We start from the raw sequence: 18,988 nt of genomic DNA, 5'->3' as shown, positions 1-18,988 counted from the left end.
GACATCACAACCATCCGTTATACTATATCGAGGTCTTACCGGTCCTCTTGCCTGGTCTGGCCACCAGCCCTGTTCGGGGCTTTCCTATGCAAGTCACATGTCTTTTCAGACAGGCCACGTTGGGAGAACGATGCCACATCCATATTCACAAGCCATCCGCGCACGTCAGAACGACGAGGAGGGGATTCGCCTCCAGAAGATTCTGGCCCAGGCCGGATTCGGATCCCGCCGCAAGTGCGAGGAGATCATCACCCAAGGCAGGGTCGAAGTCGACGGTGAACTGGTCACCGAACTGGGCAGCCGGGTCGATCCTCAACACCAGCAAGTCCGCGTTGATGGATCCCGTATCCATCTGAACGACAAACACGTCACCCTGGCCCTGAACAAGCCTCGGAGGGTCCTTTCCACCATGGACGACCCCAAGGGCCGCTTCACCCTCCGCGACATCATCGGCGACAGGTACGAGCGGGTCTTCCACATGGGCCGGTTGGACTACGATTCCGAGGGGCTGATCCTCATGACCGACGACGGGGAGCTGGCTCAGCATGTCATGCACCCCAAGTATGAGGTCCAAAAGACCTATATGGTCACCCTGAAAGGCCACATCGGCGGGAACGTCTGCCGCCGCCTGGTCAGCCAGGGGGTTGAGCTGGACGACGGCCTGATTCGCCTCGACCACTGCGCCATCGTCGACCACAACAGGGAGCACACCATGGTCAAGGTCGTGCTCCACTCCGGCAAGAACCGGATCGTCAGGCGCATCTTCGGAGCCATCGGTTTTCCCGTCATCCGCCTGGTGCGCACCCAGATTGGCCCCATCAAACTCGGAGAGGTCAGGCCTGGGTCCTATCGCGTCCTGTCACCGGCCGAAATCAAGTCCCTCGACAAGGAGGTGGGTCTGTGATCACCGTAGCCATCGACGGACCTGCCGGAGTCGGCAAGTCATCCACCTCCCGTGCCCTGGCCAAGCACTTCGGCCTGGCATACCTGGACACCGGAGCCATGTACCGGGCCAGCGCCCTCTGGTGCATCAGGCAGGGGATGGACCTTGATACCGACAGACCGGACCAGGAAGCCATAACCGAAGCCGTAGCAGCCTCCATCACGGATGGGCACCTGGAAATGGGATTGGACCCCGACGACCCCAAGGTCAGCCTGGACGGTGAGGATGTCGGTCGTGAGATTCGTTCCAGTCAGGTATCGTCGCACGTCTCGACGGTTTCCTCAATTCCCTCCGTCCGACGGGTGCTGATTGCCGCCCAACAGGCCATCATCGCCGAACAGGGCCAGGAAGAGTCCATAGCCCAGGGCCGCGGCATCGTGGCCGAGGGACGTGACATCACCACAGTGGTGGCACCCGATGCCCAGGTCCGCGTCCTCCTTACGGCTCGCGAAGAGGTCCGTGAGGCCCGCAGATCCGGACAGACCGCATCCGGGGCCGGCACCGACTCCGACAATGTTGCTGCAAGGGATGCCAAGGATTCCAAGGTCACCTCATTCACCGACGCCGCTCCAGGAGTCACCACGGTCGACAACTCCGACATGACCTTTGAGCAGACATTGGATACTCTGATCGATCTCGTTTCCGGTGTCATGGAGGAGGATTCCTTCGACCAGTACGCCCAGGCCCTTGACGAGTATGAGCTGAGCGAGGAGGATCGCGCCCTCCTGGCTGGGTCGGGCGATACGAAGTCCGATGAGGACGCTCCCAGACCGGTCGGTGTCCTGGCCGTCGTAGGAAGGCCCAACGTCGGCAAGTCCACCCTGGTCAACAGGATTCTCGGTCGTCGTGCCGCCGTTGTGGAGGACACCCCGGGTGTCACCCGCGACAGGGTCAGCTACGAGGCGGAGTGGGCCGGGACCGACTTCAAACTGGTCGATACCGGTGGGTGGGAATCCGATGTGGAGGGTATCGAATCCGCCATCGCCTCACAGGCTCAGGTCGCAGTGGGACTTGCCGATGCCGTCATATTGGTAGTGGATGGTCAGGTGGGTTTGACGGCCAGTGACGAACGCATCGTTAAGATGCTTCGAGCATCCGGTAAGCCTGTGGTTCTGGCCGTCAACAAGCTGGATGACAGGATGGCGGACTATACAGCCTCCGAATTCTGGAAACTGGGATTGGGTGAACCCTATGCCATCTCAGCCATGCACGGCAGAGGGGTCGGCGACCTCCTTGATGCCGCCCTTGACCAGCTGAAGAAGGCCGACAAGACTTCAGGCTTCCTTACGCCTGAGGGACTGCGTCGGGTCGCTCTTGTGGGCAGGCCCAACGTAGGCAAGTCATCCCTCCTCAACCAGCTGGCGCACGAAGAACGGGCAGTGGTTCACGACCTTGCCGGCACCACCAGGGACCCTGTCGACGAGGTGGTCAGTGTGGACGGTGAGGATTGGCTCTTCATCGACACCGCCGGCATCAAGCGTCGCCTCCACAAGATCTCAGGTGCCGAGTACTACTCCAGCCTGCGTACCCAGGCGGCCATCGAGCGGTCCGAATTGGCCCTCATCCTTTTCGATACCTCGCAGCCCATCGCCGACCAGGATCTGAAGGTCATGAGCCAGGCCGTGGATGCAGGCAGGGCCATTGTGCTTGTCTTCAACAAGTGGGATCTCCTGGACGACTTCGGGCGTCAGCGATTGGAGCGACTCTGGGAGACCGAGTTCGATCGTGTCACCTGGGCCGAGCGGGTCAACCTGTCGGCAAAGACAGGTTGGCACACCAACCGTCTGGCCCGGGCCATGCGCACCGCCTTGGAATCATGGGACCAACGGATTCCCACAGGCAAACTCAACTCCTTCCTAGGCAAGGTTCAGGCCGCCCATCCCCACCCCTTGAGGGGTGGGAAGCAGCCAAGGATTCTCTTCGCCACCCAGGCCTCAACCAGACCGCCGCGGTTCGTTATCTTCGCTACAGGATTCCTGGAGCACGGATACCGCCGCTACCTGGAGCGTTGTCTACGTGAGGAGTTCGGTTTCGAAGGGTCGCCAATCCAGATATCGGTTCATATCCGCGAGAAGAAGCGGAAGTAAGCCCCTATCTAGAACGAACGTAAAGACGGGGTCCCCGGTCCGGCCTGTGGGTCGGCAGGGGACCCTTTCCGTGTTTTCGCGGTAGACCCCATTTGCGCCTATCCAAGCCTGTCACCTTCACCCTCTCGCAGTCGCGGTACAGGGCCTGCAACGAACTGTTGCTGATGCTGACAGCCTTGATGAGTACTGATAAAATAGTCTAAAGCCGGCCTAGTGCCGAGCAGAGTAATTCAAAGGACCGATAATGCCGATACAGGACCTACTTCCCGAACTGCGCAAAGCAGCAAACATGACCCAGGCCGATTTGGCCGCCAGACTCTATGTCACCCGACAGGCGGTCTCACGATGGGAAACAGGGGAGACCACACCCAGTATCGATATGGTTAAGTTGATTTCTTCGGTACTTGATGTACCGGTGTTGAAACTCCTGGAGATTCCGGATGAGCCCGTCTGCCAGTCCTGCGGTACGGCCTTCTCCGCACCAGGCACAGAGCACGGCAAGGACAGTGACGGGAAACCGGACTCTGATTACTGCCAGTGGTGCTATAACTGCGGATCCTTCACCCAGGAGTGCATGTACGAACTTATCGAGTCGACCGCTCCTTTCTTTGCCGAAGCAACCGGCGTAAGCGTTGAAGTGGCCATTTCCTATCTTGGCGCCTTCATTCCCAGTCTGAAGCGCTGGCATCAGCAGCAACAGCACCATGAGAATCATCAAGAATCAAACTCTCAAAAAGACTGCAAGGACTGCTGAGGTCCGAACAGAAGACACCATCGGATTTCAATCCACTGTTAAGGAGATATACGAACCATGCCAAGGCCCCGGACCAAGGACGAGCTGGTTACAGCAAGCACCACGAACTTCGACAAGCTCATGTCTCTTTTGGACTCGATGAACGGCGAAGAGCTCAATGGTGAATTCCACTTTGATGTGACCAAGGAGAAGGAAGCCCATTGGAAGCGTGACCGTACCATCAAGGACGTGCTGATTCATCTGTACGAGTGGCAGGTCCTGCTCCTGGACTGGGTCGAGAGCAACCAGAAGGGCATCAGCAAGGAGTTCCTGCCCGATGGCTACAACTGGCGCAATTACGGCGAGATGAATCAGGAGTTCTGGAAGAAACACCAGGACACCACCTACTCCCAGGCACTTGATCTGCTTAAGGGTACCCACCGTCGGGTCATGGATCTGATGAACTCCTTCAGCAACGAGGAGCTCTTCACCTCTGGATACTTCCCCTGGACCGGCAACTACCCCCTCGGCACTGCCTTCGTCTCCAATGTCTCAAGCCACTATGAGTGGGCCCTGAAGAAGATCAGGAAGTATGCTCGGTCTCTGAAATAGGATCGAATCGCAGACAGCGAAGGGCCGAGACTGCAAGGTCTCGGCCCTTTTCCATGCTGAAATTGAATCTCAAACAGCGTCTCCTGCGACCTCGGTTTCGACTGAGCAAACTGTCATTCCTTGATAATCAACAGTGCAGTGGTAAACTGAAGTCGGTTATAGACACCGTCATCAAGCAATTGTCAGAACAGCGAATCGTAGACGATTCTGGCGGAGTGACGCATCCGTATTTGTCTTTAATCGGATAGTTCTCTTCGTTTCATTTGAAGACGGTAAGCGTGTTGTCTTATTTGCGTTTCCATAAATGAAGGGCTGGAGGGGAAACTATGATTTTGATGAATAACAACAATCCAAGGGAAGAAATCGCTAAGATATTTGCCAACTGCGAAGACCCGATGGACACAGCGGTGAAATGGGCCCAGAACATCGCCGCGTCTAAGGAGATGAATCCAAACAAGGACAAGATTGTGTTTATCCGTGAACTCAGGCGAGAGGAGCCGCGGCTGGAACTGAAAATAGCTACGTACCTTGCCCAGATGACAGCGAGAGTTTCCTGAACCAGGTAACTCATTCTCTCGTCCGTGTGTCCGTCGGCTTGTAATCGCTCAGAGTGCATCAATTCGGCGAACCTCCGAGAACCATCATGAGCTCTCACTGCGATTTCGATGACGTTCTTTATCCGATTCGGCGCTAAAGAGCTAAGTCGCCGGCATGCCTTGAAAGCGATAGGCAAATCTGAGAGGACTTTGCGTCTCCAATTGAAGCCATATCAGCATGCCAATATAAGGGTTACAGGAAGGTTGCCTCAAGCAGCTCACTTTAGTGCTCGATCACACTGCCGAGCCTCAGTGAGAGTCCGTACTCTTCAGCCATTTGCATTACTTGACTGTCGGTCATCTTATCGGCGTTCTGTGTTTTGGCCAGGTTGTCCTTTTCGAAGGTAGCTATATCCGCTTGGTGAATCCTCGCCATACCTGCTTTCCTGTTGATCTTCTCCAAGAACACCTCCTGAACCCCAACTTCTCTCAGTTCATGCAGAAGGCGGGACATACGGTCCTCTTCGTAGAACATATACGGGAAAAGAGGGCCTATAAAAGCGTATGTTCGAATACCTGAATCGGCCAGTTGCGCAAGGGCCTTTAATCGCTTCCTTATGGGATACCCTCTGGGCTCAATCATGCTGATCGGTTCATCTTCTTCGATGTAGTGCACGGTCATTCCGACCTCGCAGTTAGGGAGTTGACTCAGAATATCCCTGTCACGGACAACAATAGGCGAGCGCGTCAGAACTTCGATGCTGCCGTCGATTTCCGCAGAGGTGAACTCCTGTAAAATTGATCTGGTCAGCTGATAGCGGTTTTCACATGGCTGGTAAGGATCCGTTACAGAAGACAAGAGGATTCTTTTCCCGAAGTATTTGTCTTTTCTTCTACCACTCAGCTCTTTCTTAATCAGTTCCGGAGCGTTTACCTTCGCATACACAAAATTGCCCCACGATGATTCTACGATGCCGGCAAAACGTGCCATAAAGCTTGCATAACAGTATTTGCATCCGAAAGAGCACCCGAGGTAGGGATTAATGACATAATCCGCATCAGGAAGATTGCTGGGCGTAATGATGGATTTGACAGCCACTTCGTTGACTTCCACTTTCATTTTTAGCCCCGTCTGCTTATATCGACATAGATATTGCTTCTCAAAAGAACTCCAGAGAATAACGCTAACTCTAAAACGTAACGAGAATCAAAGTGCACTGGACTCGTTGCTGATGAGACAGATCATTCCCAGCTTCTCCGAGCCGCACTAGCCGAGTAGGTATACACAAACAACGAAGGCCTTGGTTAGCATATAAAGCGAGACAAGAGGGGCAAACGGCCTAACAGCTCGCAGTTCGCCCTTTTCACGTACTAGCTATCTCGAATGTAGTTAGTCTTTTCTGCTTCCTCGCCAGTGTCTGATCATCATGAAGACAATCATTATCACCCAAGCTGCCGGGTATGTGCACAAGCCCCAGAACCGAGAATCTGTAACGAACGATATAACATGAGCCAGGATTAGTGCCAGTCCAAAAAAACTGACTGCAATGACTAGTGGTTTATCCGACATCATGATGTGCAACAAATAACCACATCGGATGGTTTCCGCGTCGAAGAGGTAAGTCTCATGGCGGTTCCTTTGCCGTCGTACATAATGCACAGGGTATGCATAAGAACAAAATACGCGACAATCAGCATTCACCTAAAACAAGTCCGCATACTGGATATACGTATACGCGTTAGGGGAGCGGGCTTTTTCACAGCCAATTCCCACGTCCTGTAGACGATTCATGACGTCGACCGAGTTCTGGTCATTGCGTCTTAGCCATTCAAATTCGGTAAATACACACTGTCTCGGAAGAAATACCGGCATATATGTCCACCTGGGGGGACATATACGCTTTTCGCGTTGCCCGCACTGCCGAAAGTAGCTTCCATAGAGTTAGAAACCACTTAATTACGGAGGCAGCAATGAACGGATATCAAGACATTCAACCTCAGGCGGCTGTTGTGACGAAAGACCTGGTCAAATCCTATGGCACCTTCAAGGCTGTGAACGGACTGAACCTGCAGGTACCCACCGGTGGTGTCTATGGACTGCTGGGGCCTAACGGTGCAGGAAAGTCCACAACTATGAAACTCCTGCTCGGTTTAACGGATGCAACTTCAGGTAGGATGTGGATGCTCGGACAGGAGGTGGAACGTCACAGCCATATCCAACCAGGTCGTGTGGGATCCATGATCGAAGGCCCCAGTTTTTACCCGAACTTGTCTGGTCTGGACAACTGCCGAATGGTGGCTGATTATTTGGGTCTGCCTTCCAGCTCGTCCACTGCTGTGTTGGCTAAGGTGGGGCTAAGAGGACATGAGGACAAGAAGGCCAAAGACTACTCCCTGGGGATGAAGCAGCGTTTGGGCATCGCCATGGCGCTCATATCCCATCCTGAGCTACTGCTTCTGGACGAGCCAACCAACGGTTTGGATGCCGAGGCGGTAGTCGAGGTCCGCCAGATGATCATGGATCTTGCAGCTAGCGAAGGTGTTACGGTCATCCTCAGCAGCCACATTCTCTCCGAAATCGAGAAGATGGCACCAATGGTCGGCATCATCGCGGCCGGACGACTGCTCTACCAGGGCTCCTTGGAAGATCTGCGCGACGAGGGGCACATAGACCTGCGCGTTTCCGACCCTCAACTGGCGGCAGGCACGCTTGAGCACGACGGCATCGATTATGGGTACATTCAGGAAAGCAGGACCTTGCGAATCCCGGAGTCCGATGATCGGCTAGTCGGTAGTCTAGTCGCCCAGCTGGTCTCCCAAGGACTGCAGGTCTATCGTGTGGCCTCCGAACGCAAGAGCCTTGAGGACGCTTTCTTGGAATTGGTGGAAAGTACCCAGGCCCATGTACCACAGATCGGACTCCAGCAGGGGGCATCGCGATGAGTATCGTCACAACAAGCATCCCGAAATCCGTGGAGCCCAGGAAACATGACGGAGCCGGAACCACACGCTCCAGCAGTCCGTTGATGCTCATCTCCATGGAGATGCGCAAGACGAAGGGCTCATCCTTCTGGTGGATGATCATAGGTATGGTTACCCTGGTTTCCTTATGGTCAGGATTCGCCCTTATGAAACGGGCCGGTGGCAATCCAGCGACGCGAACCTTGACCTTGACACAAGGCGACATCTACCAGACCATCAGTCTGCTAGCCCCAATCCTTGCCGCCCTCCTTACCAGCCGACTGGCCATCATGGAAACCAGCGAGCGCATGGACCTTAAATGGCAGTCCTTAGGGCAGGGGGAGACCGGGAGATTCTTCGCCAAGCTAGCGGTGGCAGGAATAGCCTTATCCCAAATATTTATAGTCCCCTTGACATGGACACCTCTGGCGGCCTTGGCTATGGGCTTCAAATCTGATGGTGACCTGTCTTCTCTGATACTTGCATCAGACCTCATTGCTTTTCTGTCATCCTTTGCCGTAGCCGCCATCCAGCTGATGCTTTCCATGACCATAAACAAGCAGGCAATCGGCCTGGGTGTAAGTGTGATCGCCGGTTTAGTGGGTTCAGGTCTGGGACCGATGAACGTAGCCCGACTGGGCTGGTTCTTCCCAGCCGGCATCAGCTCGGCCGCCAGTCCTTTCCTGACCACAGCCACACCGGACGGTTACGCCAGAATGGCGCTCGCCACCAATCCCTGGATCTTGGTACTCACCAGTCTGATTGCTTGCATCAGCTGGACCAGCATTTCAGCATTCGTCATCACAGTAGGGGAGTCACACCGATGAGCAAGCAGGCACTCAGTCCTATCAGAATCAGCAGCCAAATGGGCAAGATCCGCAAACGACCCTCCATTATGGCGGCCTTCCATTGGGAGCTGCATAAGGCTGGCAACCTGTGGTACTGGCTTGCCACCGTATTATTCGATGCCATCGGCATGTTCAACGGTTGGGACCAATACATCAGCTACCGTCGAGATTTCCAATTACAAGGGGTGACTTGGACTGCTGTCTGGGGACAGGCCATCCTCCTGCCCAGCATGGTCTTTATGCCAATCTTGGTTGCTGCTTTTGCTGCCCAAATCGAAGCCAACGAACATAGGGGGCGCAACTGGCAGCGATTAAACGCATCAGGAACAGCCGATACAGCCATAGCGGGCAAGATGCTCCACGGATTATTCGCGTCGTTCCTGACCGTCCTAATCTTCGAGCTGGAGTTCATCGCTGTAGGTATGAATGAGGGCTTCAACTTACTTCAGATTGGCCCCTACCTTCTGCGGGCCATCCCCATGATCATGTCCGTCTGGGCCATCATGACCCTGACGCAGGCCATCGCCGCCAGAGCCGAGTCATTCGCCTCTACCATGTCCATCATGCTCCTACTCACCTTGGCCGGTTGTGCCCTCTCGGTCATAGCCCCTACTTTGGCCATGCCCTACCCGCTGGCCCTGATAACAACCGCATCAGCAGCTAGAGACCTAGGCAACATCACATCGGTCACCTCCATCATCGCATCAACCGTGGTAGCTGCCCTCTGGGTTCTTATTGGGGCACTTATTTTCCGCCGGCTGACCAGGAAAGCCATTTGACCAGTAGAACTTGAAAATTGTAGGAAAAGACATACTCCATGACCATCACCGCTGACAAGGCATGTACCCCTGTACTTCATTTCACCCGCTGCCTGATCATGTTCATTACGGCGTTACTGGCACTATCCACTCTTTCAGGATGCTCAACCGGTCTAGGGGTTAGCAGACAGAACGATTTGATAGGAACACGATCAGACGCTACTAATTCGTACTCAGGCAAGTACACAGCCCCTATCATGGATTCACCGGCACGGAGACCCTCTTCGGGGGAACCGGCAAACACGCGACCATTCACGTCACCGGCAGCCTCACTCTTATCTCACAAGAGGAGTAATTAGTTCATGAACAAGAAGATCCGTTCAGTACGAACATGCACCACACCTCACACTCATTGCAACAACGATTCCACCTGGCGACTTCTTCCTTTTCGCCAGGTGACAGCATAGTGAATAATGATATTGAGGAGGGGACCGGAACGATGAAGTCGAACAGGAAGCTGACTGATTGGTTCGAGTACTGGAACCAGCCAACTACAACTTACGTAATGGTCTTCTTGTGCGCCTTGTACGAAACAATGATGCTCACGCGACTGATCCTAGCTCCCGACAGCGCCAACCGAACTCTGCGGCGGTCTCTGGACAATACCGAATGGGGACTGCCTCTATTTGTTGCTATCATCACCCTGTCCCTGGTTTTGCTCTGCTTACGCCGTCGACGACCTACAGCAACTCTGCTAGCCTCTACCATCCTCATGCTCTTGACCGCAGTAATCTACGGTTCTGCATATACCTACCTGCTGCTGGTATGGTTTATCGACCTTTACGCCTGCACAGTTGAGACCAAGAACCCCAAAAACCTCATCGCCTGCTTGATTCCAACCGTTCTTTTGGGATTAGCGACCACAATCCTGGCGACCTTGTGGCGTCAGGATGCCGACCTCATCGGTCTGCTCTACCCTACAACCATGTACTTCGCCTTATGCGTAGGCTTAGGACTGGTATCCAGGACACAGCGAGAACGACACCGGTCCGAACAAGCACTTTCGAATGAGCGAAAACGGAGCCAACACCTGACACAAGAACGCGACCAGGCAGTCAACCAATCCCGAATTGCAGCAGAGCTCCATGACAGTGTAGGGCATGATCTGACCGCCATCATCGCCCTGTCTGAGGGCCTGGGCCAAATCACCGGAAAACCAGATGTCGACGACGCTATCACCATGATTAACCAATTGGCACGTCAGGGACTGACCGATACCAGGACAGCGGTGAAAGCACTCCAGCCTCCAACCGATACAGACGGACTTCAACTCGCGCCGGTAGGGCAGAAACAGGCATACCACTGGGATGATATCAACCCGATTATCAATCACGCACGGCAAATCGGAATGACCGTCGCACTCACCGAAACCGGACGCAGACCGCAGGACCCTGGACAAGCTAATCTGAGCTTCATCGTAACCAGAGAGGCCATCACCAACGTACTCCGACACGGGTGTCACGCCGATCGTATCGTAATCTCCTGGGACCATGACAGCCACGACGGCATAACCATCTCAGTCAGAGACAATGGTGAACCAGTTCAGGAAACATCCAGCATCGGAACCGGACTGAACAGACTCCAAGAAGCTCTTCGAGGATACGGTGGTTTTCTGAAATCAGGGCAGACATCCAACGGATGGCTCCTACAAGCCCGTATCCCTTCACTCAAAGAACCCGCAGACAGCGAGGAATAACATGATCCGTGTCATGATCGTAGATGACCAACGTCCCGCCAGAATGGGATTTGCGCTCATGGTGGCCAAAGATCGTGAATTGCAGGTAATAGGTCAGGCATCGAACGGCAAAGAAGCCCTTGACTTCCTGGAATCCGCCGAGAAGCAACAACAACTTCTTCCCGACGTAATTCTGATGGACGTGCGAATGCCGATTATGGACGGTCTTGACGCTACCAGCCTCATCAAGGAACGATACCCCTCCATCAGGGTTATCGTCCTGACCACCTACGACCAGGACGACTATGCCTTCGGCGGCCTTAGTGCAGGTGCTTCTGGATTCCTGCTCAAAGATGCCAAAACAGCAGACCTGTGCAAGGCAATCCGATCGGTATATGCAGGTGATGCCATCCTCACTCCCCGTATAACAGGTGAAGTTATACGTAGGGGGATAACCACAGCGAAAACAAACAGCGAAGAAATGGAGTTGCAACAGCAATTCGCCACCCTCGGCAAACGCGAGTTTGAAGTCGCCTCCCTCATCAGCGAAGGCATGACCAACGCTGAAATAGCGCAAAGATTAGGCATACAGGCCGACTCAGTCAAAAAGACTGTAAGCCGGATACTCAATAAACTCGGCGTCAGAGAGAGGCTGAACATAGCCGTTCTCTGGTACAAAGCTGCGATGGACACACAAAACCAGTAAGACATCATCCTCAAAGCACTGAAGGAAACCTCCCTAAGTCATGGGGGAGGCCTTCTTCAGTGGCGTGCCTGATTGAGTACACCTCAACTCCATCCGATGCAGACATGTATTGATTAGTGTTTAGTTCTCTCAGGTGGACAAAGCAAAGACTTCATGCCCCCTGTAAATGAGCCTAAATGGGTCCGATTCGGGACATAAAAAAAATCCAAGGCCCGGAAGCCTTGGATCTGTTGCTATCTCGTCGGGCCGGCGGGATTTGAACCCGCGACCCCTTGACCCCCAGTCAAGTGCGCTACCAAACTGCGCTACGGCCCGATGTGCATTAGCACCGAGGAGAAATATTAGCACAGCACCTCGGTCGGTCCAAGTCTTGGCGAGTCTCGCGAGCGCAGCATCCTTCCATCACGAGGTAGAAGCCCAAACTCGGTTGCTATCATGGGATGTTTAGGAGCACTCCATACGGATGTTCCCGCGGTACTGCTGTAACCCGAAAGGGGATTCATGAGCGAACAAGGGTTTGATCTCTCATCCGCAAAGATGCATGCAGAAGGCATGAGCGATCTCTCGGTCCAACAATTCAGGCACTTGTATGAGACGTGGAGCAGCGGCGACTTCGGCGGGAAGGTCCGAGAATCCCAGGTACAGCCCCTCAAGGATGTCCCTCGCATCAGCGAGATTCACGACACCATGGACATGGACATGGCCCTGGATGCCTTCTCCCGGACGGCTTTCCTCAAGCTCAACGGAGGTCTGGGGACTTCCATGGGGCTGGAAAAGGCCAAATCCCTCCTGACCATCCGGCGGCACAAGGCCCGGCGGATGAGGTTCCTGGACATCATTCTGGGGCAGGTGCTGACTGCTCGAAAACGCTTGGAAGTGCCCCTCCCTCTGATTTTCATGAACTCCTTCAGGACCTCCAAGGACACCATGCGGGTGGTTCACCAGGACAAGCGATTTACGCCTGAAACCATGCCCACGGAGATTATCCAGCACATCGAACCCAAGCTCATCGCAGATACCGGCGAGCCCGTCTCCTATCCGGACCAGCCTGAGCTGGAGTGGTGCCCCCCAGGTCACGGCGACATATTCTCGACCATATGGGAATCGGGTCTCCTCGACACTCTTGAAGCCCAAGGAATCGAGTACCTCTTCATCTCGAACTCCGACAACCTGGGTGCCAGGCCATCCAGGACCCTCGCCGGTCATTTCGCCCAATCGGGCTCACCGTTCATGATTGAAGTGGCCAGGAGGACGGAGTCCGACAGGAAAGGCGGCCATATCGTCATCGATCGTGAGACGGGCCACCTCCTCCTGCGTGAAATGACCCAGGTCGACCCCCACGACAGGGCCTCGGCCATGTCCATCCACAAGCACCCTTACTTCAACACCAACAGCATCTGGGTCCGGGTGGATGCCCTCAAGGAGAAGTTGGAAGAATACCGGGGCGTACTGCCCCTGCCCATCATCGAAAACAGAAAGTTCGTCGACCCCACCGACCCATCAACCACCCCCGTCGTACAGCTGGAGACGGCAATGGGGTCGGCCGCATCGCTTTTCGAGGGCGCCACCTGCGTTCAGGTCGACAGGATGCGATTCCTGCCCGTCAAGACCACCAATGACCTTTTCATCATGCGGTCCGACCGTTTCCACCTGACGGACTCCTACGAAATGGAGGACGGAAACTACGAGTTCCCCAACGTAAATCTGGACGAGCGCTACTACAAGTACATCTCGGACTTCGATGATCGTTTCCCTTACGGGGTCCCTAGTCTGGCAGCCGCCAAGTCGGTCACCATCGAGGGGGATTGGACCTTTGGCCGGGATGTCACCCTCTACTCGGATGCTCATCTGGCAGACCGAGGAGCGTCCTCCTACATACCCAATGGACAGTATGTGGGACCCCAGGGTGTCGAGCCTGACGAATGGGTCTGATGTCAAGGCTTCGGACCATGTTCAGCCTGTCAAGAAATGGTACTGTATTTGGGTGTTTGGTACCCACGCGCCATAAAAAGAACCTATTATATTGAGAAGTGCGTTTCGGGCGCACTGGTGTTCTACACATTAACGATACGCGAGGACTGATGGCAGAAGGCACAAACGGAAGACGGCGATTCTCGGATAAGTGGGGCAAGCACGAACTTGATGTCCTAGCCGTTTTATCCTCAGCCTTCCCGCAATGGTTGACCTCCAGGCAGATTGCGCAGCGGGTCAAGGCCTATGCGGATTCATACGGCGAATTGGCCGATCAGGCAGCCAAGGCCGCCTTTGCCAAGCAGTTCCAGAGGGATAGGGCCAAGCTGGCCGCCATGGGTATAGCCATCGAGTCCCGGCAGCCCGAGTATTCTTCCAAGTCCGAAGGGCAGGACTTCGCCTCCTACCGCCTGCAGTTGGGGGATGAACCGCGTATACGTATGCACTTTGCCCAGGAGGACATGCCGGTCCTGGCAGCGGCAAACTACCTGGCCCGGTCCATCGCCATGTCGCAAGAGGCCTGGGAAGAGCCGGTCAGGCCCGTATCGCGCACAACCCCACGAGTACCCCAGGTACCCATCCCCGGGCTGGGGCTTGACTCCATAGCGCCCGGTCTGGGAACCCAGCACCTGCCTGACGATCTGGTAAGGGTCATCGATTCCCGACGTTTTGCCGCAACAGTGGATGTGGACGGCGAGAATCTGAATGTGGCATATGCGGATTCCGACGATTTGGCCATGTTCGTCCTGGAACATCCCGGTGCATCGATCGTAAGCCCCCAGGAGGCCGTCGACGCCTTCCACCGCAGGCTGGAAGCCGCCACCCGGTTCCAGCTTGCCGACGAATCCATCAGCCCCGGGGCGGCGACCGTGGTTTCCCCGGAGATTGTACGTTCCAACCCGGCGGAGCACATCGCAACCGACATGGACGATGACGACATGGACCTGCCTCACGCAAGGCGGGCCAGCGCCTCATCCTTCCAGACGGGCTCCGAAGTTGACCGCCGCCTGAGGCTCATGCTCTTCCTCTCCGCACATCTGGGGGAGGAGTTCTCCCTGAGCGAGCTGGCCGACCGCTTCATCGGCACACCCCGGAGCAAGGAAGAGCTGCGCAAGTTCGTCAACACCATCCACAAGGACATCAACACCCTGACCACGGTCTCGGACGACGGAGAGATGGCCGGCAGCCAGTTCTTCGACATCGACTGGTCCCTCCTGGATGAGAACGGCATCGTCTCTGCGACCAACTCCTTGGGTCTGGAACGCCTGGCCGGCATTTCACCCCAGTACCTGAGCATGCTCACGGCATCGCTCAACTATCTGGCCCACTCGCCCCTCCTGCCGGAGGAGTCCCGAGCCCAGGCCGAGTCCCTCTATGAGCGCCTGCGTACCCATGTCGGCCCGGGGGAGACCCCCTGGCTGAGCCTGACCGGGTACGAGACCGAACCCAAGAGCTTCTCGGTGGTCCGTCGGGCCATCAAGACCGGTTCACTGCTGGACATGGAGTACACCGATGCCGCCGGCCGGACCAGAAGGAAGGTGGTGGCACCCGCTAAGATCTTCGTCGATGAGGGTGTCTACTACGCCGCCGTCTGGACCGATATCGGCGATGCCGCCAAGGGCACCTCGGCCGAGGACACTCCCTCGGATTCCGGCTCGGAATCCAAAGGTACCCACCATCTCAAGCAGGGGACTGGCAGGAACCGCCAATGGCAGGTATTGCGGATTGCCAGAATCGAACATGCTGACATCGTCCAACCCAGCCACAAGGTCGAATTCCCGGATGTGCCAGTCAGTGAATTGCGTAAGTGGAGCTTCGACAACGGTACAGCCGCGGTCTTCATCACGGATCGGCCCGATCTCATGTACATCAAGTCGCTGCCTGGCGCCTCGGTGGAGCCCTGCGGCACCGGGCAGAAGGTACATTTGACGGTCTCTTCGGACTCCTGGTTCGTGGCCTTCTGCATCGCCCACGCCAAGCACATCACCGCAGTCGCCCCGGAGACCCTGCGTACAATGATATTGGCCAGGGCCCAGAGGGAGATCACCATCAGCGACTCAGCCGAGGAAAACCAGAGCGACGAGTGAAACTCGGGCTTACGAGCCCCAAAAAGGAGCCGATTATGCCGGGATGGGTTTGGATACTGCTGGTCCTGTTCATGATTGCCATGCTGGTCATCGGGGCCGTCTATGCCATAGTCCATGCCATTCGGGCCGGAAAGACCGTGGGCCAGGTCGGTGAGTCCGTCAGCAGACACATGCCACAGCCGGTTGACAAGGATGCTCGCCCCCGAGAATCGACAGGCCCCTTCTTTGCCCAACCGCTGAACAAGGCTTCCGAGCGGTATTCCCAGGCACATGCCGATCTGCTCAGACGAAAGAACTACAAGCGAGACAGGCACGCATCAGCCTGGGCCCGGTGGAAGCACTTCAATCGGTAGTGAAGGCACTCGAGGCCAACCATTCCGGAGCATGGCATAGGACCGGCTCCATCATCGGAGGAAAATGTCAGGTCGCCATCAGGACAGTCAGGAATCTGACCAGACGCTCAGCCCATCGCAGCGGTATGCCAGGTTCAGCAAGCGCCGTAAGCGTATAACCGGAGCCTCGGGACGCTTCCAGAACATGCAGCCTTTCGCTCTGGACGGGTTCCAGGTCGAGGCGATTGAAGCCCTGGAGGACGGCCAGAACGTCCTGGTCGCGGCTCCGACAGGGGCCGGCAAGACCATCGTGGCTGATTTTGCCGTCTTCCTGGCCCACGAGCAGAACGTTAAGACCTTTTACACCACACCCATCAAGGCTCTGAGCAACCAGAAGTACCACGACCTGGTGGCCCGGTACGGTGAAGACCATGTGGGACTGCTGACCGGCGACACCTCGATCAACTCCGAGGCAGACATCGTCGTCATGACCACCGAGGTCCTGCGCAACATGCTCTACGAGCGTTCATCCACCCTCTCGGCCCTGCGATACGTGGTTCTGGACGAGGTTCACTTCCTGGCCGACAAGTTCAGGGGGCCGGTCTGGGAGGAGGTCATCATCCACCTGCCCAGCTCCACCCGAATTGTCGGACTCTCGGCTACGGTCTCGAACGTGGAGGACTTCTCTGACTGGATTTCATCGGTCCGGGGCAAGACCAAGCTGGTGGTCTCGGAGCGACGTCCGGTGCCATTGGAGCAGCATGTCCTGGTCCAGGCCGACAGGCACACCGAGCCCGAAATCATCGACCTGTATCGACATGATGGCTCCGGACGACAAACAAACAAGATCAATCACGGTCTGATTAACCGATTGTCGCAGCTCAACAGGCAGGGCGAGTCCCGCAGGAGCGCGCGGGGACAGGCCAGCAATCACCGGCATGGTCGCCATGGCCGCGGGGGAGAGGGACCCCAGAGCCGCCGTCAGGGGGAGCGGTACCGTCCCAGCCGTGCGGCTGTTGTTGACGAGCTGGATTTCGTGGATATGCTGCCGGGAATCTACTTCATCTTCTCCCGTACCGGCTGTGACCAGGCCGTTCAGCAATGCACGCGTGCAGGTCTGCAGCTGACCACCGACACCGAAGCACGTAGAATCCGTCAGATTGTCGACTCCATGGCCGAAGGTCAGCTGAGCCGCGATGATTTGAAAGCTCTGGGTTTCGCTCAGTTCAGATTCGCCCTGGAGCAGGGCTTCGCCGCCCACCATGCCGGGGTGGTGACCCTCTTCCGCCAGATAGTCGAACACCTGTTCGAACTGGGATTGGTCAAGGTCGTGTTTGCAACCGAAACCCTGGCTCTGGGCATCAACATGCCCGCTCGCTGTGTGGTGGTCGAGAAGCTCGAGAAGTTCGACGGGACCGGGCACGTCGGTCTGACCCCGGGGGAGTTCACCCAGTTGACAGGGCGCGCCGGACGTCGCGGCATCGACGATATCGGTCACGTGGTGGTCGTGGATCATCGGGACTTCAGCCCCGAAACAATGGCGGCCCTATCCAGCAAGCGCGTCTACCCGCTGCACTCCAGCTTCAAACCCACCTTCAACATGGCGGTCAACCTGCTGAACAGCAGCACCTACGACAGGGCCCGCAAGACCCTGGACCACTCCTTTGCCCAGTGGGAGGCGAACAGGTCGTCCTCCGAGCTTGAAGCCAGGATACAGACCCTGACCGAAGCCCTGGATGGATATCGTGAAGCGGCTCAGTGCAGTCACGGAGACCTGATTGAGTTCATGGAAATCCGTGCCGATCTCTCCTCCGCTCAGAAGAACGAGCGCCGCCAGCTGAAGAAGCAACGTTTCAGCAATGAGCGAGAGCGTACCCAAGCCTTCAGGAACCTGGACGAACGCATCGAGCAGCTTCGCGAAAAGGAGCGCAACCATCCCTGCAGGCAATGCCCGGACCTTCCCCGTCATATGCGGTGGGGGAATCGCTGGATCCGTGAGCACAAGGAACTTCAGAAGGCCGAGGACAGGTACGAGTCGCGCACCGGTTCGGTCTCAAGGCAATTCGACCGGATATGCACCATCCTGACCGACCTGGGATACATCCGACAGATCGATCTGGAGGATTACCAACTGACCCAGCGCGGGCAACTTCTTCGACGAATCTACAGCGAACAGGACCTGACCCTGGCCCAGATTCTGGACAAGGGAATACTGGACGACCTGGAGCCGGAAGAGCTTGCCGCGGCCGTGTCCGGCTTGGTCTATGAATCACGTAGGGGAGTCGCCGACAGGGATGATTCAAGGCGGCAATCCGCCCCGCTGGCAGGTGCCATTGCCAGCATGAACCGAGAGTGGGAACTGGTGCGGGATGAGTGTGAAGACGCAGGTCTGGATCTTCCTGGTGAGCTGGATTTCGGCCTGGGAAGAACGGTCTACGACTGGGCCTGCGGGGATTCCCTGGCAACCATCCTCAAGGACACGGACCTCACGGCCGGGGATTTCGTCCGGAATGCCAAGCGCCTTTCGGATGTTCTGACCCAGATTGTCCAGGTTGAACCCTTCCTTGGGTCAGGCGGCCACCGCCTGGCACTCCGGGCAAGCATGGCGGCCGACCAGGTCAACCGCGGCATCGTGGCCTACACGGGCGTGGAGTAGAGCGCCGGACCCGGGCCAGGGAA

General features: G+C 56.2%; 14 protein-coding genes, 1 tRNA gene and 2 pseudogenes. 15 read left to right on the top strand and 2 right to left on the bottom strand.

What is annotated here, in order from left to right:
• Nucleotides 1-130 precede the first annotated feature (130 nt).
• From H3V08_RS02615 to H3V08_RS02595, 5 genes are all read left to right on the top strand, one after another.
• Nucleotides 131-904 (top strand): pseudouridine synthase, encoded by a 774-nt coding sequence (locus H3V08_RS02615; RefSeq protein ID WP_033490054.1) that lies wholly within the window; start codon nucleotides 131-133, stop codon nucleotides 902-904.
• A complete protein-coding gene (der, locus tag H3V08_RS02610; protein ID WP_198181503.1) occupies nucleotides 901-3,030 on the top strand; it encodes a bifunctional cytidylate kinase/GTPase Der in 2,130 nt (709 codons plus the stop codon). The genes H3V08_RS02615 and der overlap by 4 nt, the downstream gene beginning before the upstream one ends.
• Nucleotides 3,031-3,274: 244 nt before the next feature.
• The gene (locus H3V08_RS02605; RefSeq protein WP_045921258.1) at nucleotides 3,275-3,784 is read left to right on the top strand and encodes a zinc ribbon domain-containing protein; all 510 of its coding nucleotides are present in this window, start codon (nucleotides 3,275-3,277) and stop codon (nucleotides 3,782-3,784) included.
• Between the two features lie 57 nt (nucleotides 3,785-3,841).
• Nucleotides 3,842-4,375 carry a ClbS/DfsB family four-helix bundle protein gene (locus tag H3V08_RS02600; protein WP_033490050.1) on the top strand — a complete coding sequence of 178 codons (534 nt, stop codon included), beginning with the start codon at nucleotides 3,842-3,844 and terminating at the stop codon, nucleotides 4,373-4,375.
• 326 nt (nucleotides 4,376-4,701) lie between these two features.
• Nucleotides 4,702-4,932 (top strand): hypothetical protein, encoded by a 231-nt coding sequence (locus tag H3V08_RS02595; RefSeq protein WP_198181502.1) that lies wholly within the window; start codon nucleotides 4,702-4,704, stop codon nucleotides 4,930-4,932.
• A gap of 262 nt (nucleotides 4,933-5,194) precedes the next feature.
• Here H3V08_RS02595 and H3V08_RS02590 read toward each other — a convergent pair whose 3' ends face one another.
• The gene (locus tag H3V08_RS02590) at nucleotides 5,195-6,031 is read right to left on the bottom strand and encodes an SPL family radical SAM protein (protein WP_198181501.1); all 837 of its coding nucleotides are present in this window, start codon (nucleotides 6,029-6,031) and stop codon (nucleotides 5,195-5,197) included.
• 851 nt (nucleotides 6,032-6,882) lie between these two features.
• On the opposite strand from H3V08_RS02590, the gene H3V08_RS02585 reads away from it, so the two are divergent.
• From H3V08_RS02585 to H3V08_RS02565, 5 genes are all read left to right on the top strand, one after another.
• Nucleotides 6,883-7,854 carry an ABC transporter ATP-binding protein gene (locus tag H3V08_RS02585; protein ID WP_198181500.1) on the top strand — a complete coding sequence of 324 codons (972 nt, stop codon included), beginning with the start codon at nucleotides 6,883-6,885 and terminating at the stop codon, nucleotides 7,852-7,854.
• Nucleotides 7,851-8,699, top strand: coding sequence for an ABC transporter permease (locus H3V08_RS02580; RefSeq protein WP_198181499.1), 849 nt, complete (start codon nucleotides 7,851-7,853; stop codon nucleotides 8,697-8,699). Before H3V08_RS02585 ends, H3V08_RS02580 begins: the two co-directional genes overlap by 4 nt.
• Nucleotides 8,696-9,499: an ABC transporter permease gene (locus H3V08_RS02575; RefSeq protein ID WP_232340080.1), complete on the top strand. Its 804-nt coding sequence runs from the start codon at nucleotides 8,696-8,698 to the stop codon at nucleotides 9,497-9,499. Before H3V08_RS02580 ends, H3V08_RS02575 begins: the two co-directional genes overlap by 4 nt.
• Before the next feature lie 478 nt (nucleotides 9,500-9,977).
• Entirely contained in the window at nucleotides 9,978-11,234 is a 1,257-nt protein-coding gene (locus H3V08_RS02570) for a sensor histidine kinase (RefSeq protein ID WP_198181498.1), read from the top strand.
• A gap of 1 nt (nucleotide 11,235) precedes the next feature.
• Nucleotides 11,236-11,919 carry a response regulator transcription factor gene (locus tag H3V08_RS02565; RefSeq protein WP_198181497.1) on the top strand — a complete coding sequence of 228 codons (684 nt, stop codon included), beginning with the start codon at nucleotides 11,236-11,238 and terminating at the stop codon, nucleotides 11,917-11,919.
• Nucleotides 11,920-12,160: 241 nt separating this feature from the next.
• On the opposite strand, the gene H3V08_RS02560 is transcribed toward H3V08_RS02565, so the two are convergent.
• A tRNA-Pro gene (locus H3V08_RS02560) sits at nucleotides 12,161-12,234 on the bottom strand.
• Nucleotides 12,235-12,420: 186 nt separating this feature from the next.
• Between H3V08_RS02560 and H3V08_RS02555 the strand changes: the two genes are divergently transcribed.
• The 5 genes and pseudogenes from H3V08_RS02555 (at nucleotide 12,421) to H3V08_RS02540 (ending at nucleotide 18,965) form a co-directional block, all read left to right on the top strand.
• Entirely contained in the window at nucleotides 12,421-13,851 is a 1,431-nt protein-coding gene (locus tag H3V08_RS02555) for a UTP--glucose-1-phosphate uridylyltransferase (protein WP_033497070.1), read from the top strand.
• Nucleotides 13,852-14,000: 149 nt separating this feature from the next.
• Nucleotides 14,001-14,784 (top strand): annotated as a pseudogene (locus H3V08_RS07645) (helix-turn-helix transcriptional regulator); the annotation flags it as partial.
• A gap of 77 nt (nucleotides 14,785-14,861) precedes the next feature.
• Nucleotides 14,862-15,977, top strand: a pseudogene (locus H3V08_RS07640) (helix-turn-helix transcriptional regulator); the annotation flags it as partial.
• Nucleotides 15,978-16,012: 35 nt separating this feature from the next.
• Nucleotides 16,013-16,330: a hypothetical protein gene (locus H3V08_RS02545; RefSeq protein WP_198181496.1), complete on the top strand. Its 318-nt coding sequence runs from the start codon at nucleotides 16,013-16,015 to the stop codon at nucleotides 16,328-16,330.
• A gap of 64 nt (nucleotides 16,331-16,394) precedes the next feature.
• Nucleotides 16,395-18,965, top strand: a complete 2,571-nt coding sequence (locus H3V08_RS02540) for a DEAD/DEAH box helicase (protein WP_198181495.1) — start codon at nucleotides 16,395-16,397, stop codon at nucleotides 18,963-18,965.
• The last annotated feature ends 23 nt before the right edge of the window (nucleotides 18,966-18,988 follow it).

Source organism: Bifidobacterium sp. M0307, assembly GCF_016100445.1.
Lineage (GTDB): Bacteria > Actinomycetota > Actinomycetes > Actinomycetales > Bifidobacteriaceae > Bombiscardovia > Bombiscardovia coryneformis.
Note: the sequence above shows the minus strand (reverse complement) of the source record. Positions and strands in the feature narration are given on the sequence as shown.